This window comes from Microbulbifer salipaludis, from assembly GCF_017303155.1.
Classification (GTDB): domain Bacteria; phylum Pseudomonadota; class Gammaproteobacteria; order Pseudomonadales; family Cellvibrionaceae; genus Microbulbifer; species Microbulbifer salipaludis.
The window spans coordinates 90406-106137 of record NZ_JAEKJR010000003.1 but is presented as its reverse complement, the minus strand read 5'-3'; the positions used below and the strand labels follow the sequence as shown (position 1 = coordinate 106137).

The window sequence follows — 15732 nt, the reverse complement described above, 5'->3', positions numbered from 1 at the left end:
TAGAGGTTTGGTAGCGGCCGTGGATGTGCGGCACGAACGAATCGGCAGACCTATACCTGCCAGCCCATCAGCAGCAGTTCCTCTTCGCTGCCGGGCAGGGTGATGGCTTGCTCTCTGTGCAGGCCCAGCTTTTCGAGCAGGCGAATGGAGCTTGTGTTGCCGGGTGCGGCGATGGCAACGATGCGCGCGAGCCCCAGTTCGGCTTTTCCCCACGCCATCACCGCCTCCGCAGCTTCGCGTGCGTAGCCGCAACCGCGGTACTGTGGGAGAAAGGCAAAACCGATGTCCATCGCGTCGAGGCCCTCCCGGCAAATCAGGCCCGCCTGGCCTATCGGGGTGCCATCCTTCCGCTCTACGCAGTACATGCCCACACCATGAGATTGATACATGGCAATGGGGCCGCGCCGCAGGTAGTCGCGGGCATCTTGCAGGGTGCGAACGCCGCGATCGCCGATAAATCGGTGGAAGTCGGGGTCATTCACCAGGGCGAGGGTAAAGCGCGCGTCGTCTTCGCTGTCGCTCAGCATGCGCAGTCGCACGCGTTTTGTGGTGATCGTTGGCAGTTGGCCGGACGGAATGTGCGGTGGAAGCTGGGACATGATGTGCCGAAAACAGTGTGCCGATAACAGTGCGTCGGGAATAGTGTGTCGGGAATAATCCAGCGAGTGTACACGGTTGGGGAAGGTGTTGTTTGGCTCACCAAAAAAAACGCCCACCGAAGTGGGCGTTTCTATAGCACTAAGCAGGCCAGAATCAGAAGCGATAGGTCACATTCACGGAACCGTGCTCGGAGCTCGGACGTGTGGTGAGGTTGGCGCTCACCGCGATGGCGTCCGCCGCCTGCCAGCGCAATCCGACCAAGGCGCCGGCACCGTCAGCAAACAGTCCGCTGTCCTTGCTGGCGTAGCTGGGCATGGCGTTCATGTTACCGGTCATAGATTTAATCCCCACTTCCAGGGAGTCATTCTCGGTGCCGGTGGTGTCTTCGTACCACAGCTGGCCATAGGCACTCACGTTACCCCAGGCTTTGTCGGCGAAGGCACCGAAGCGCATGGTGGTGTAGCGGCGCTCCTGGCTGCCGAAATTCATCCCGAACGGATCTAGTTGCTCGCCACTGGCACCGGTGTAGGTAAATCCGTCCAGTGCTGCTTCGGTGTAGCCGTCCACTTCGGCGGTGACCTTGGTCACACCGGCGAAGGGCCCAAAGCGGGCGTCACTACGGGAGATATTGAAACCGGCAGTGAGGTCCAGGGTGGTGTTCTCGCCGCCGGTTTCACCCATAAGCATCTCGTTGAACTGGCTACCCAGCTGCAGCTGACGGCCAATACGGTCGTAGTCCACGTCGGTCACGGTAGCACTGGCGTCCACAAAGAAGCCCTGGCCGTGGAAGCGGGAATACAGGCTGTAGTTGGTGGAGGTGGAGTCGATATCGCTCCGGTCGTTGCCCAGCGACAGGTCAGACCGGCTGACGGCAAAACCCAGCTGCAGGTTGTCGCGCAATGCGTAGCCAGCGCCGATCAAGCTGCCGGTGGCATCGCCCGAGGCGGAGGGTGCCAGGTTGTTGTCGTAGTCGCTGTTGCCGAATACGCCGCTGACAAATACGCCGGTTTCCGCGGTGCGGTAGCGGCTGCCGGCAAAGCCTTCCTCTAGTGCGCTCACGTGCGCGCGGGACGCCTGCAGGCCCATGTCCGGTAGCTGGCCGGCAACCTGTGCGGCGTTCACCACGGCGGTGTAGTAGTCGCCCAGCAGTCGCTGCGCGGCCTGGGAAGGATGCACCGAGTCATTGAAAATCAGCTGGTCGGCATCCGGGGCGGTGCCATTTTGGCCATAAATCGGGTGTTCGATACAGCCATCGCCGGAGAAGCACAGGGTGTTCTGGTCAAACTCGCCGGAAAATCCGAACGCCGCCGCGTTGGCCAGGCTGACCTTGACGATGCCCTCCATGTCCACCATCAGAACGCCATCGATGTCCCCGGCGTTCGCCAGCAGGGTGGTGTTGAACAGGGTGACCGCGTCACTGGCCTGCGCCAGGGTGGCATCGATGGCCATCGCCAGCTGTGCGTCGGCATCTTCCTGGGTCATTAGCCCTGCCGCTACCGCATTGGCCAGCTGGGCCGCTTCCGGGCTGGCGGCGACCGCCTGGCTGACAGCCGCGAACATGCCGGGGGTATTGCTGATGTCCGGCACGTTGGATACCAGAATGTAGTTGGCGCCGGCGTCCGATAGCGCCTCGGCGCCATCCGCCAGCATGGAGGCGGCGAGCCCCGCCTGGGCGCCGAACTGCTCCGCGGTCATGGCGCCGCTGAGGGAGGCCGTGAATCCGGCCAGCAAATCATTGCCGCCGCCGTTGACCCAGTAGAGCGCCTTGCCGTCTGCGCGACCGCTGGCGGTCTCCAGGTACCCTAGGCCCAGCGGGTGGGGGTTACCGGTTATTCCCGAGTCCGCGACGATCTGGCCCGGCGCCGCGTTGATTTGTGCCTGCAGGCCATCGGCCTGGGCGGTCAATAGTGCGGCGGTGGCGGCATCGCCAGCGGCTGCCGCCTGCGCTGCACCGGCACGGAGTTGCTCAACAACGGCGGGGCCTTGCAGCAGCAGTCCGAGCAGGTCGAGGTTGGCGTACAGGCCGGTGGCGGTTTCGCGGGTGGGGTCGGGGAGCAGTGCGCTGACGAAGCTATGCGTATTGACGTCCAGGGTAAGGCCCTGCTCTGCCAGATATTCCAGGTAGCCGCGGGTGCCGAGTATGTTCAGCAGCACGTCCGCCGCGCGGTGGCCTCCCACGGCCCAGCCGCCGCCCACATTGGGTAGTGCAGCCCGCACCTGGGCCTCGGCCGACGCCAGCAGTTCTTCCTGCGAGAGCGTGGGGTCCACTTCCGGTAGGCACAGGTTCAGGCCGGCGCACGATGGGGTCACCGGGCCGAGACCGAGATTTTGCGAGAGCAGGCTGATGGCGGCTTGCTTGTCATCACCACTGGTGAAAACGCCAGCGTTGCCAACATCGGTGAGACTGTCACCGAATGCAATTACTTGGGAAAAGGGCGAGTCGTCGGCAGAAGCGGTAGCGCTCAGGCCGCAGGACAGGGTGGCTACCGCAATGGCTGCCGCCAGGCTGCGCTTGGCGTTGGGCATGTTGATCTCCTTACATCGCTACGCACAGTGTTATTTGTTGCCATGAGAGGCTTATATGCTGTGCTCGCGTCTTTATTTTTATTGGGCGTTTCATTCGGTTTGGTCCCTGAAGCACCAGGGGCTGTCCGATATTAACCGAGCTGAGGGGGAGATTGAATGATGCGTCAAAACTAAATGTGCCTGACCGGTCACTTTTTATTTGCCGTAGGCAGTGGTTCAGGCGCCATCCGTAGAAATTGGCGTCAATCTGGAAACCAGCTGCCGGATTGGGTCACGAAGGTGGCCGTTTTACCGCGCTAGCGCAGGGTATGCAAAAACTGCAGATGTCGTTCGTATTGGGACACCATGTCGGTGAGTAGCTGATCCTTGGTCCAGCCCATGACATCGTAATCCTGACCGCCTTCAAACAGATGTACATCGGCGCGGAAATAGACATCGGGTGAACCTTCGTCGCGGTCGTCGCTCAGTTCCTGCTCAGGGTTGGCGGCATCGGGTTTTACCGTGGCCTTGGGGTGCAGGCCGTAGACAAAACTCACTTCATCCCCGTGCAGTACTTCCACTTGAACGGAGTGCTTTTCGCCCTTTGTAACCTTTGCCTCGTAGCCATTTTTTTCCATTTCCTCGGCAAATTCCTGCAGTGCCTGGTGTCCGGTCTCTTCGATAAATTCCTGCACTTCCGCGAGCGAAGGCAGTTGCAGGGCATTTTTCAGGCGTCGTTGCCACACCACCGGGTTACGGGCACTGATCGGGGCCACCGGCGCACTCTGCGTGATCCGCTTGGCGGTCTCCGTGCGCAGGGCTTTTACCAGCCCATACATGGCAATGAGCAATATGGCGGAGAAAGGTAGTGCACTGGCAATCACCGCCGTTTGCAGAGAACCGAGCCCGCCGGCGAGCAGCAGTGCTATAGCAACCACGCCAATCAGGAAGCACCAGAATATCCGTTGCCAAAGCGGGGTGTCGTCGCGCCCGTGGGAGGACAGCATGTTGACTACCAGTGCACCGGAGTCCGCGGAGGTGACGAAAAACACGATCACCATGATCACCGCCACAAAGGAGAATACGGCGGAGAAGGGGAACTGCTCCAGGAACTGGAACAGGGCGACCGACTGATCCTTGGCGACCACCTCCCCTAGCTGCGTCAGTCCTTCGTTGAGGATCATGTGGATGGCGGAATTCCCGAAAAATGTCATCCATAGCATGGTGATCATTGCCGGTACCAGCATGGCACCGATGACGAAATCGCGAATGGTACGCCCGCGGGAAATGCGCGCAATAAACAAGCCGACAAATGGCGACCAGGACATCCACCAGCCCCAGTAGAGGATGGTCCAGCCACCCAGCCAGTCGGTGGGTTGATAGGCAAACAGGTTGAAGGTCTTGCCGACTATTTCTGACAGGTAGCTGCCAAAGTTCTGTACAAACGCCTGCAGCAGGTAAACGGTGCTGCCCAGCAGCAGCACCATCAGTAACATGATACCCGCCAGCGCCATATTGATCTGGGATAGTCGCTTGATCCCGGCATCGAGCCCCAATACCACCGATACGGTGGCGAGCAGGGTGGTGACCACAATCAGCGCCACCTGAACGCCAGACCCCACTGGCAGTCCGAACAGATGGTTGAGCCCGGAATTGATCTGCAACACGCCGTAGCCCAGTGTGGTGGCTACCCCGCACACGGTGCCGACAATGGCAAACACATCCACGGTATGGCCGATAGGGCCATAAATGCGCTCACCGAACATGGGGTAGAGCGCCGAGCGCAGCGTGAGCGGCAGTTTGTGCCGGTAACTGAAGTAAGCGAGGATCAGCGCGACGATGGCGTAGATGGCCCAGGCGTGAAAACCCCAGTGGAAAAAGGTAATCACCATGGCCTCGCGCGCGGCCTCCACGGTGCCGGTTTCTCCCACCGGCGGCTGCAGGTAGTGCATCACCGGTTCTGCAACACCAAAAAACAGCAGGCCGATCCCCATGCCAGCGGAGAACAGCATGGCGAACCAGGAAAGGAAATCGTAATCGGGCTCAACGTGATCGGGCCCCAGCTTAATCTCACCAAAGCTCGACATGGCAATAATGATGGTGCCAATCAGAATGATGGCGACCACCATCACGTAGTACCAGCTCATGTGCACCACGACCCAGGACTGTATGGCCTTGAATGTGGCGGTTGCGTTATCCGGCGCAAGCACGGCGTAGGCGACCATTAACAGCAGAACCGCCGTTGCCGAATAGAATACCGGCGGGTTGAAGCGGGCGAGGTCCACGTTTTTTGCCTTGTCCATTGCGCAGTTTTCCCCAGAGATTCAAATAGGACTTGGTGTCGATGTTGCGGAATGTGTGATGGGTCCGGGCGAAACCCACGCCGGATAGTTTGAGCATAGCCGATGAATCAAGTTAGGCTATGTGTGAATATTCAGAGAGTGCTTCATGCTGATTGTTTCTAAACACATCCAGTTGCCCGATACCGAAATCGAGGTCAACGCGGTGCGCGCCCAGGGCGCGGGCGGGCAGAATGTCAACAAGGTCGCCACGGCCATTCATTTGCGCTTTGACGTGATGGCTTCCAGTTTGCCCGCAGATATCAAGCAGCGTGTACTGGCGCTGCGTGACCAGCGCATTTCGGCCGATGGTGTTGTGGTGATCAAGGCGCAACGCTTCCGCACGCAGGAAAAAAATCGCGAGGATGCGCTGGCGCGTTTACAGGCCTTGATCGCTGGCGTACTGAAAACCCCTAAAAAGCGCGTGCCAACCAAGCCGACGCGGGGCTCGAAAGAGCGCCGTTTGCAGAGCAAGTCCCGGCGTGGACAGATTAAATCCATGCGCGGAAAAGTTTCCGATACATAAACCGACAATAAAGCCCGGTTCGTTTTACCAAGGAGAGCTCATGTCTACCCGTTATCACGCCGATGCGTTGCATAAGTTTGCCAGTGATCTGTTTGCTTCAACGGGACTGTCCCGCGAGCGCGCAGACGTCATGGCGAATACATTTTTACAGGCAGATCTCATGGGTTTTACCACCCACGGGTTGCACCGGGTTGCCAGTAATCTGCAATGGTTGAAGGATGGCGTGTCGCGCCTGGATGGTGAGCCGGAGGTGCTGCAGGATCGCGGTAATTGCTTCAACTGGGATGCGAATTTTTTACCGGGGCCGTGGGTGCTGAATCAGGCGATTGGGCAGGCGCTGGATCGCGTCAGCGAATACGGAGTGGTGACCGCGACCATTCGCCGCAGCCAGCACATCGCCTGCCTCGCGGCCTATTTACCGCAGATCATCGAGAAGAATTGTGTAGCACTGCTCACCTGCTCCACACCGGCCGAACGCACGGTGTCACCGCAGGGCAGTAAAGAACCGCTGTTTTCCGCGAACCCCATCGCCTTCTGTGCGCCTGCCGGTGACTTTCCTCTGCTGTTTGATATCAGTATGTCGGTCACTGCCGGTGGCTATGTGGCGCGCGCCGAACGCGAGGGCAAGAAATTGCCCGCTGCCTATTTGAAAGATAGCGATGGCAATCTGTCGGACGATCCCGCGGCATTTGCCAATGGTGGCAGCATCCTGCCGGTGGGTGGCGCGGACCACGGTTACAAGGGCGCAGCCTTGTCCGCCATGCTGGAAGTGTTGTCGATGGGGCTCAGTGGCTACGGGCGCGCGGACAATACCCAGGATGACGATGAGGCAAACTCGGTATTCCTGCAAATCATTGACCCGCGTGCCTTTGGTGCCCCGCAGGACTTTTTGCGGCAGACCCGCGCGTTGGCCACATTGTGGGGCGACTGTGCGCCCGATAGTGACGCGACGGGCGGCGTGCGGGTGCCGGGGCAGCGCGCCTGGGCATTGCGGCAAGATCAGCTGGCGCACGGGGTGCGCTTGTATCCCACCATCGAGGAGGATCTCAAGGTACTCGCTGTACAGCACGACCGTGACATGCCGGCGCCCATTACCGATCAGGAGTGACTTGGCCAGTGAATTGCAGTCGAGTAATCGGATGACGGCATTGTGGCCCCTCGCGCTGCGCAGCAGAAATCGGGGCGTATTGTTCCACGTGACTTTGCGCCCGCAGCGGGAAAAAGGCGCCATGCAGGACTAGGATAGGGGGACGACCTAAAGCTGGCTCCGGTGCCGGGTCCGCGCGTTTGCTATCTGGGCATCAAGTCCCGGGTGTTAAAAAAACGGAGTAGGCGGGCCGGCTAACGGGATAACCGGAGAACAAAAAACAGAAGACGACAGGATTGCGTCGTTCAACAGGAGAGATAGCCATGAAAGAATTGCTCAGCATGTCTGCGATGGAGTTGCTCGATGGGTTCCGGGAGAAACGGTTTTCTCCCGTGGAGGCGGCCCAGGCGATGCTCGGGCAAATCGAACGCTGTAATCCTGTCGTCAACGCCTACAATCTGGTCGACCCGGAAACCACCCTGGCGTTTGCGCGAGAGTCCGAGCAGCGCTATCTGGAAGGGGATGTCGTCGGACCGCTCGACGGGGTGCCCGTCGCCATCAAGGATGTTTTCCTCACCCCACAATGGCCCACCATCAAGGGCTCCAACACCATCGACCCTGAATCCACACTGGGCAAGGAAGCGCCGTGTGTTGCCGCGCTGAATCGCAATGGCGCGGTGCCACTGGGGAAAACCACCACGCCGGAGTTCGGCTGGAAGGGCGTGACCGACAACCCGGTGGATGGTGTCACCCGCAACCCCTGGAACCCGGATAAAACCGCCGGCGGATCCAGCGGTGGTAGCGCGGCGGCGGTGCCGCTGGGCATGGGGCCGCTGGCGCTGGGAACCGATGCCGGTGGGTCTATTCGTATCCCTGCCGGATTCAGTGGTCTTGTGGGCCTGAAACCCAGTTTTGGTGAAGTGCCGCACTGGCCCGCCAGCCCATTTGGCACCCTGGCTCATGCGGGCCCCATGACCTGGACGGTGGCAGACTGCGCGCTGATGATGAATGTGCTGAGCGAGCCTGACTACCGGGATATCAATGCCATACCCCGGCGCAACATCGATTACCTGGCGGCAATCGAAGGCGAGCCACAGGACTTGCTGCGTGGAGTGCATATCGCGTTCAGTGCCACCCTCGGTTACGTGCAGGTGGACAAGGAAATCGCACAGGCGGTGCAAGCCGCCGCACTGCAACTGCAGTCGCTGGGTGCGGAAGTGACCGAGGTCGACCCCGGCTTTGATGATCCTCTGGGGGCATTCGGGCACCTGTTTTATGGCGGTGCGGCCAATGCACTGCGCACGATCGGCAAAAAGCAGCGTGCGCTGATGGACCCACAGTTGGTGGCCGTTTCTGAAAAAGCCGCGCAACTTTCCATGCTGGATTACCTGGAGGCGACCAATGAGCGCGCCGCCCTGAGTGAGCGCATGGCGGGCTTCCACAATAAATACGACCTGCTGCTGACGCCCACCTTGCCGATCACCGCATTCACTGCCGGTCGCGAAGTGCCGGAAGACTGGCCGAGTACCCGCTGGCCCTCGTGGACGCCGTTTACCTATCCCTTCAACATGACCGGACAACCGGCGATCTCGGTGCCCTGTGGTTTCGGCGCCGCCGGGCTGCCCATCGGCCTGCAGCTTGTGGGGGCGCGCTTTGATGATCGCTCGGTATTGCGTGCGGCCCAGGCTTATCAGCTGGCGGCGCCGCTGACCCACAAGCGTCCGCGCCTGTTTTATGAAGACGCGCAGCAGGGTGCGGCAACAGGAGTGGATGCATGAGTCGGCTGGATTTTGATTTTTACGAATCGGAAGATCCGGTATGGAACCCCGCACTGCTCACCATCCCGGTGCCGGGTATTCGTAAAATGGTGAATATGGCGGCCACCATGGAGGACGTGATCCATCTCTCCATTGGCCAGCCCGATGCGCCCACACCGCCGCACGTGGTACAGGCCACCGTGGATGCACTGAACGCAGGCCAGACCGGTTACACCATGGACGCCGGGCTGCCGGAGTTGCTGGATGCACTGGCAGATTATTACGGCGAGCGCTCCGGGCGTACGCTCAGTCCGGAAAATATCCTGATCACCACCGGCGCCACGGAAGCGGTGTATCTGGCGCTGACCGCGGTGTCTGCACCGGGGCGTGAATTTATCGTGCCGGACCCGTCATTCATGCTGTACGCGCCGCTGATCCGGATGAACGGTGGCGAGGTCAAATACATTCCCACCCGGGCGGAAAACAATCATCAACTCGATCCGCAGGAAGTGATCGATGCGATCGACACCAACACGCACGCGATCATTCTCAATTCCCCCAGCAATCCCACCGGTACGGTTTACCCGCGGGAGACCGTGGAAACCATCGTGCAGGAAGCGGCCTACCGCGGGATTTATGTGATCAGCGACGAGGTCTACGATCACCTGATTTACGACGACAGGGATTACGCCAGCGTACTGTCCTGCTGCTCGGATCTCGATCATGTCATGGTCATGAGCAGTTTCTCCAAAACCTTCAGCATGGCGGGTATGCGGGTTGGCTGGTTGATAGCGAGCCAGGGGGCCATTCGCAAACTGCGCCGCTACCATATGTTCACCACCACGGTGGCCAATACACCCTGTCAGTGGGGGGGCGTCGCCGCGCTCAGGGGCGACCGGCGCTTTGTGACCGATGTGGTAAATACTTACAAGAAACGTCGCGACCGTCTGGTGGAGCTGGTGGATCAAACCCCGTACCTGGAAGGGTATATACCGGAGGGGGCTTTCTATATGTTCCCCGCCCTGCCCGAAGGGGTAAACGGCAACAATGTGGCATTGCGCCTGTTGCGGGAAACCGGCGTCTGCACCATTGCCGGTGATACCTTCGGCGAGAGCAGCCGCAATGCGTTGCGTTTCAGCTACGCCACGTCCATTGAAAATATCGAACGGGCTTTCGAACGTATTATTCCGTGGATGGAAAAGCAGGACTTCAGCGTCTAGTTATCGATTGATTTTTTTGTGTGATTGGCCTGTTCCCTTTTAGGGGCGGCAAGCGAGTCAGGGGGACAAGCGAGCGCACTTTGTATCGCTTTTAATGAAAACTCCGCACATGCTGTAGCGCCTTCCAGGCAAGGCAGTCGATCTTTTTTCCAATCAGGTGGATCACACTATATTGCTGCGCCTGCGTGTCCCGACTGATTTGTAAATGACCTTCTATCAGCAAGACTTTTCCGCGCAGGATTTCTTTGCGGTAACGCTCCTGTACCGGCTTCCAGAGCACCACATTGATTACACCGGTTTCATCTTCCAGGGTCAGGAACAGAACCCCGGCCGCGGTGCCTGGGCGCTGGCGGCAGGTGACCAGGCCGAGGACCCGGATTCGTTCACCATCGTTGCGGCTGGCCAGATCGCAGGCCTGCGCGATTCCCGCAAGGCGGTGCTGTTTGCGCAACAGCGTTACCGGGTGCTCGCGCAGCGTCAGGCCGGTACTCTGGTAATCGCAGTTGATATTGTCTTCCTGCCCGGTGTCCGGTTGGTGCTGGGTTGGCGCGGTATGCTCCAGCTGGTTGTTCAGTGCCTGCCAGGTACTGTGAAAACGGTTTTCGGCAATACTGTAGAAACAGTTGGCATGGGCGAGGATGGCGTTTTGCCGGGTGGGGAGGTTTGCCCGCCGGGTGAAGTCCTGCAGGGACTGGAAATTCCCCTGTACCCGTGCGGCTTCAATGGTTTCTACCGATTCCTCGGCCAGCCCCTTGATCAGGCGCATCCCCAGGCGTACAGCCGGGCCTCTACTGGTATCTGCCTGTTCCTCTGCATTTTCTTTGTCGGCCAGTGCCAGGCTGTGGTGCCAGCCACTGTAGTTTACGTCCAGCGGCAATATTTTTACGTTATGGCGCTGGGCGTCGTAGACCAGCTGTGCCGGGGCATAAAACCCCATGGGCTGACTGTTGAGCAGGCCACAGTAAAACGCGGCGGGATGGTGGTGTTTGATCCAGGCCGAAAAATAGGCGAGCAGGGCGAAGCTGGCGGAGTGGGACTCGGGGAAACCGTAAGAGCCAAACCCCTTCATTTGTTCGAACAGCTGCTCCGCCAGGCTGTGGGTGTAGCCGTTGGCGAGCATGCCGTTGATCAGTTTTTCACGAAACTGCAGCAGATTGCCGTTCTTGCCCCAACTGGCCATGGCGCGGCGCAGGGCATCGGCTTCACCGCCACTGAAGCCCGCGGCCACCATGGACAGTTTGATCACCTGTTCCTGAAAAATGGGTACCCCCAGGGTGCGCGCCAGTACCGGGCGCAGGTTTTCATGGGGGTACACCACGGGTTCCAGTTGTTGCTTGCGGCGCAGATAGGGATGCACCATGCCACCCTGAATGGGCCCCGGACGGACAATGGCAATCTCGATCACCAGCTCGTAGAACTTCCGTGGCTGTAGCCGTGGCAGCATGCTCATCTGTGCGCGGGATTCGATCTGGAAAACCCCCACCGTGTCAGCGCGGCACATCATTTCATAAACGGCGGGGTCATCCGGCGGGATATCGCGCAGGCGCATCCTGTTTCCATACAGCGCCATATACGTGAGGGATTTGCGCAGGGCGGTGAGCATGCCCAGTGCGAGGATGTCCACCTTCATCAGCTTCAGGTCTTCAATGTCCTCCTTGTCCCACTGCACAATGGTGCGCTCATCCATAGCGGCATTTTCAATGGGCACCAGTTGACTCAGTGGCCTCTCGGTAATCACAAAACCACCCACATGCTGTGAAAGGTGGCGCGGGAAACCGTAAATCTGCTCCAGCAGCACTGGCAGCATTCGGCCGGCAGTACTGTGCGGGGCGATCCCCACTTTTTTCATCTGCTGCGGAAAGTCATCCAGCGTGTCCCACCAGCTGCGTTCCGCCTGCAACTGCTCAATGACCGCGGCACCGAGCCCCAGCGCCTTGCCGATATCCCGCAGCGCGCTTTTGAACCGGTAAGTGATTTTTGCAGCGGCGAGGCCGGCGCGCTCACGGCCATACTTGCGGTAAATATACTGGATGATTTCCTCGCGCCGTTCGTGCTCGAAATCCACATCAATATCCGGCGGCTCGTTGCGCTCGCGGGAGATAAAACGCTCGAACAGAAGGCCAATTTTGTGCGGGTCGATTTCGGTAATGAACAGGCAGTAGCACACCACGGAGTTGGCGGCGGAACCGCGGCCCTGGTAAAGAATATGCTGGCTGCGGGCGAATTGGACAATGTCGTAAATAGTAAGAAAGTAATGCTCGTACTTTAGCTCGGCGATGAGTGCCAGCTCCACTTCGATCTGCTGCTGGATGCGCGGTTCCGGGCCCGCGGGCCAGCGTGTTTGCACGCCGGCCTCGACCAGTTCACGTAGATATTCGCTGGCGTTCTTGCCGGGTGCGAGTACTTCAGAGGGATACTGGTATTGCAGCTCGGTCAAACTGAAGGTGCAGAGGTCGGCAATTTTCAGCGTATTGTGAATGCTTGCCTGCGGGTAAAGGGCAGCGATCTCTTGCCGGGTGCGCAGGTAGCGCTCGGCATTCTGTTGCAGGCGGTAACCGAGTTGACCCAGAGTGCAGTTGTGATAATTCGCATTGAGTACGTCCTGTAATGGCTTGCGGGTGCGGCAGTGCATCAGGACCGCGTTGGTGGCGACCACCGGCAGCTGCTGGGATTCGGCCGCGCAGAGGAGTTTCTGCAGCCTGAGGTTTTCACCCGGCAACAGGTGCAGGCTCAGGGCGATATACAGGCGCTTGCCAAAGTGCTGTTGCAGTACGTCGGGTACTTGCAGGGATTCCCCGCGGGGTAGCCACAGGCAGAGCGCATGCGTGCAATACTGGATGACGTCCTGCAGCGATGTCTGGTACTGGCCCTTTTCCGCGCGCAGGCGCGAGGTGGAAATCAGCTCGCAGATCTCACTGTAGGCGATGCGATCCGGTGCCAGTAACACCAGTTCCTGCTGATCTTCCGCGAGCCGGAAAAAACTGCCACAAATAAGCTTCAGCGAGTGGCCCTCGGCGCGGCGCTTTTCCAGCTCCGTATAGGCGCGTACCACTCCCGCCATGGAGCACTCGTCGGTGATGGCGAGTGCGCGGTAACCGAGTCTGCAGGCAGCCGCCACCAGCTCTTGTGGGTGCGAGGCGCCCTGTAGGAAAGAGAAATTACTCTGACAGAAAAGCTCTGCGTACTGCATGCAGGGGTGTCTGAAACTCGGTAGTGATCGGGCGGCGCTCAGGAATACACGCCGTGGAGAAACCAGTGCTCTGACGTCAGGTCCTGAAACACCCAGTAGAGGCTGCCCTGCTCCCCGCGGGCGATGTAGTAGTCGCGCGCATGGCGGTGGTGCTGCCACCAGTAACCGTCGATGCGCTCCGGGCCCTGGAGCAATCGCAGCTCCCCGTCGTAAAACAGCTTGTGGTCCCGTTGCTGGATGCGGTCGGGTCTCGACAGCAACCAGTTGGGGCGGGGGGCATGGACCGGGGTGAGCTGATGACCGCGTGCCTTGCTGTGCAGGGTGAGGCTGTCGGCATTCTGCCAGGCCTGTTCCGGCAGGTAGCTTTCCTTGAGGGTGACCGCAGACAGGGCCTGGTGCCCCAGCCGGGCCTTGAGTTTATCGATCAGCTGGTAGCTTTCATGCTGCTTGCTGCCTTCATCGAAAAAGTCCTCCCGCAGGCTGTGGCTTTCTATCGCCTGTAGTTGCTGGCACTTGAGTGCCAGCGCCTGCACGGGCTCTTTCAGTGTTACGCGCTCAAACTGCAGCTTGGTCAGTGCGATCAGTCTTTGCGGGTCCAGTAGCGGCTGGGAGATGTCTACCGTGACTTGCTGGCTGCCGCGGCTGCCGTAATCGAGCGTCCAGCACAGCCGCTGGCTGTACAACTGGCGGCGTTGCAGCTGCCGGCACAGCTCCCGCACCAGGCGTCCGGCGGGGAACAGCAGCTGCTCACTGTTATCCAGTGGGCTTGGGAAAAACAGTTCACTATCAAATTCTGCCGGCGGCTCGAAGCTGGGTATCGGGTCCGGGCGGGTACCATTCAGGCGGGCGAGGTAGTCGATAAAACTGTGCCCGAAGCGGCCACCTACTTCTGACAGGGGGATGGCCAGCAGCTGGCTGACGCGCTTGATCCCGCAGGCATACAGCTTGGTAATGGCCGTGTGACTGCAGTCCAGGAATTTACTGGGGGCGAAGCTGATCCACTGCCGCCACTGCTGGGGGGTGGGCGCGCTTCGGGTTTCTGCCAGCCACTGGCGGTGCTCCGGTAGCTGGCTGAGCAGGTGCGCGGCAGAAGGGCTGTGGCCCAATCCCATGCTGTGGCTGATACGCATTTTGTGCAGTTCCTTGCCCAGCTGCTGTAACAGGGGGGCGAGGCCGCGGTGGGCCTTGAGGCTGCCGCTGATTTCCAGATAGAGGCAGGCGAAATTGCTATCGGGCTGATTCTTTTCACTTTCGGCACTGCGTGGTGATACCACGGGAGTAAAGCTGTAGGCCCACTGGGCCAGGTGCTGCAGCAGTTGTTCCTCGCGCTCCCGGTCCCGGTCCAGCAGCTGCAGTTCCGCGCAGTAGGCGCAGGCGGTGGCGATGCTGAGCCCGGGCTCGATATTGTGCGTATAGGCGGCGTTGTTGGCCTCAATAATCAGACTGTTCTGGGTTACTGCCAGGGGAGCATCGTCGCCGGCGCGGTGGGCGCGGACCAGTGCTTCCAGGGGCAGCTTCGGGAGCTGTATGCAAAGCCAGAGCATGTTGGAGTCTCCTGTCGGAGCTTGGTTAATTGGTAGATACGCTGCGCTTATCTACCCTACGGCATTGTTACTGGTGGTTGTGCGTAGGGTGGATAAGCGCAGCGCATCCACCAGAGAGCGTACCGTCGATTCAGTGGAGCGGCTGGTCCTGCCGCACCAGGTCCGGGTTGCGCGCCAGGTGCAGGCGCTGGCCGGATTTGCCGCTCAGCTGTTTGAACAAATGCAGTGCCAATTGCTCGCCATCGCTTTTCAGTTGCAGGCGCAGGGCCGCGGGCGACGGGGTTTGTGCACAGGAGCCGGGGCGGAAGTGAAAGTGCAGGCAATCGCCATCGCGCGCCGCCAGCTGCAGGCGGCGAAGGTCTTTGTCTGCGTGGGTTTCCTTGCCCTGCCACTGGATCAGGGCGCCGCAGGCGCCGGACTGCAGGGACTGCTCCGCTGCCCATAACTGATCCCGCTGGCCCCTGGGGTGCAGGATCAGCAGCTTTTCCAGCTGCACACCGGCCTGCGCCAGCGCCGGGGCATAGGGAATGTGTGGTGGATTGACCAGTATCACCATGCGCCCCTGGCGGGTGAGCTCTGCCAAGGTGGGGAGTATCAGGGACATCTCGCCAATACCGGCCTTGTCGACCAAAAGCTCCGTGGTGGCGGCACGGGGCCAGCCGTGCCCGGCCAGCAGTGCATCCAGGCCGCGGTAGCCGGTGCTGATACCGGTGCGCGGGCGACGCTGGCCACTGGCCAGTTGCCAGATGTCCGGGCGGGCAAGCAACTGCTGCAATGGCCGTGGCCGCTCTTGCCCTGTTGTCCCTTGCCCTGATGTCCCTTGCCCTGGGGGGATAGATGGCTCGTTGCTGGCCTGCTGAGCTAACTGCTTGTTTTGCAAAAAGTTTTCGGCGCTGTTCACGATTGGCTCGCTCCACACGGGTGGTCTGACAGGGGTTGGCTGTATGTGCATACAGTATCTACT

Annotated in this window: 10 protein-coding genes; 4 read left to right on the top strand and 6 right to left on the bottom strand. The window is 60.0% G+C overall.

All coding sequences use genetic code 11. From position 1 onward, the window contains the following. Positions 1 to 50: 50 nt before the first annotated feature. The 3 genes from JF535_RS15700 to JF535_RS15690 form a co-directional block, all read right to left on the bottom strand. Positions 51 to 599, bottom strand: coding sequence for a GNAT family N-acetyltransferase (locus tag JF535_RS15700; RefSeq protein WP_242524053.1), 549 nt, complete (start codon positions 597 to 599; stop codon positions 51 to 53). A 154-nt stretch (positions 600 to 753) separates the two neighbouring features. Beyond that, positions 754 to 3126, bottom strand: coding sequence for an autotransporter outer membrane beta-barrel domain-containing protein (locus tag JF535_RS15695; protein WP_207004035.1), 2373 nt, complete (start codon positions 3124 to 3126; stop codon positions 754 to 756). Between the two features lie 296 nt (positions 3127 to 3422). Then, a complete protein-coding gene (locus JF535_RS15690) occupies positions 3423 to 5408 on the bottom strand; it encodes a BCCT family transporter (RefSeq protein WP_207004031.1) in 1986 nt (661 codons plus the stop codon). 145 nt (positions 5409 to 5553) lie between these two features. Between JF535_RS15690 and arfB the strand changes: the two genes are divergently transcribed. From arfB to JF535_RS15670, 4 genes are all read left to right on the top strand, one after another. Continuing rightward, entirely contained in the window at positions 5554 to 5970 is a 417-nt protein-coding gene (arfB, locus tag JF535_RS15685) for an alternative ribosome rescue aminoacyl-tRNA hydrolase ArfB (RefSeq protein ID WP_207004029.1), read from the top strand. Between the two features lie 40 nt (positions 5971 to 6010). Continuing rightward, positions 6011 to 7078, top strand: a complete 1068-nt coding sequence (locus JF535_RS15680; protein ID WP_207004027.1) for an Ldh family oxidoreductase — start codon at positions 6011 to 6013, stop codon at positions 7076 to 7078. A gap of 302 nt (positions 7079 to 7380) precedes the next feature. Next, on the top strand, positions 7381 to 8835 hold the full coding sequence (locus JF535_RS15675) for an amidase (RefSeq protein WP_207004025.1): 1455 nt from the start codon (positions 7381 to 7383) through the stop codon (positions 8833 to 8835). Beyond that, positions 8832 to 10034 (top strand): pyridoxal phosphate-dependent aminotransferase, encoded by a 1203-nt coding sequence (locus JF535_RS15670; protein WP_207004023.1) that lies wholly within the window; start codon positions 8832 to 8834, stop codon positions 10032 to 10034. The genes JF535_RS15675 and JF535_RS15670 overlap by 4 nt, the downstream gene beginning before the upstream one ends. A gap of 91 nt (positions 10035 to 10125) precedes the next feature. On the opposite strand, the gene JF535_RS15665 is transcribed toward JF535_RS15670, so the two are convergent. From JF535_RS15665 to imuA, 3 genes are all read right to left on the bottom strand, one after another. Continuing rightward, complete coding sequence (locus JF535_RS15665) at positions 10126 to 13224, bottom strand: error-prone DNA polymerase (RefSeq protein ID WP_207004021.1); 3099 nt, start codon at positions 13222 to 13224, stop codon at positions 10126 to 10128. A gap of 38 nt (positions 13225 to 13262) precedes the next feature. After that, positions 13263 to 14768, bottom strand: coding sequence for a Y-family DNA polymerase (locus JF535_RS15660; RefSeq protein WP_207004019.1), 1506 nt, complete (start codon positions 14766 to 14768; stop codon positions 13263 to 13265). 130 nt (positions 14769 to 14898) lie between these two features. Then, entirely contained in the window at positions 14899 to 15543 is a 645-nt protein-coding gene (gene imuA / locus JF535_RS15655; RefSeq protein ID WP_242524052.1) for a translesion DNA synthesis-associated protein ImuA, read from the bottom strand. Positions 15544 to 15732: the final 189 nt, after the last annotated feature.

What these genes read in the sequence shown, in the direction of transcription:
- JF535_RS15680 (WP_207004027.1), top strand. Translation starts at nt 6,011, where the DNA reads ATGTCTACCCGTTATCACGCCGATGCGTTGCATAAGTTTGCCAGTGAT.
- JF535_RS15675 (WP_207004025.1), top strand. Translation starts at nt 7,381, where the DNA reads ATGAAAGAATTGCTCAGCATGTCTGCGATGGAGTTGCTCGATGGGTTC.
- JF535_RS15670 (WP_207004023.1), top strand. Translation starts at nt 8,832, where the DNA reads ATGAGTCGGCTGGATTTTGATTTTTACGAATCGGAAGATCCGGTATGG.
- arfB (WP_207004029.1), top strand. Translation starts at nt 5,554, where the DNA reads ATGCTGATTGTTTCTAAACACATCCAGTTGCCCGATACCGAAATCGAG.
- JF535_RS15700 (WP_242524053.1), bottom strand. Translation starts at nt 599, where the DNA reads ATGTCCCAGCTTCCACCGCACATTCCGTCCGGCCAACTGCCAACGATC.
- JF535_RS15695 (WP_207004035.1), bottom strand. Translation starts at nt 3,126, where the DNA reads ATGCCCAACGCCAAGCGCAGCCTGGCGGCAGCCATTGCGGTAGCCACC.
- JF535_RS15690 (WP_207004031.1), bottom strand. Translation starts at nt 5,408, where the DNA reads ATGGACAAGGCAAAAAACGTGGACCTCGCCCGCTTCAACCCGCCGGTA.
- JF535_RS15665 (WP_207004021.1), bottom strand. Translation starts at nt 13,224, where the DNA reads ATGCAGTACGCAGAGCTTTTCTGTCAGAGTAATTTCTCTTTCCTACAG.
- JF535_RS15660 (WP_207004019.1), bottom strand. Translation starts at nt 14,768, where the DNA reads ATGCTCTGGCTTTGCATACAGCTCCCGAAGCTGCCCCTGGAAGCACTG.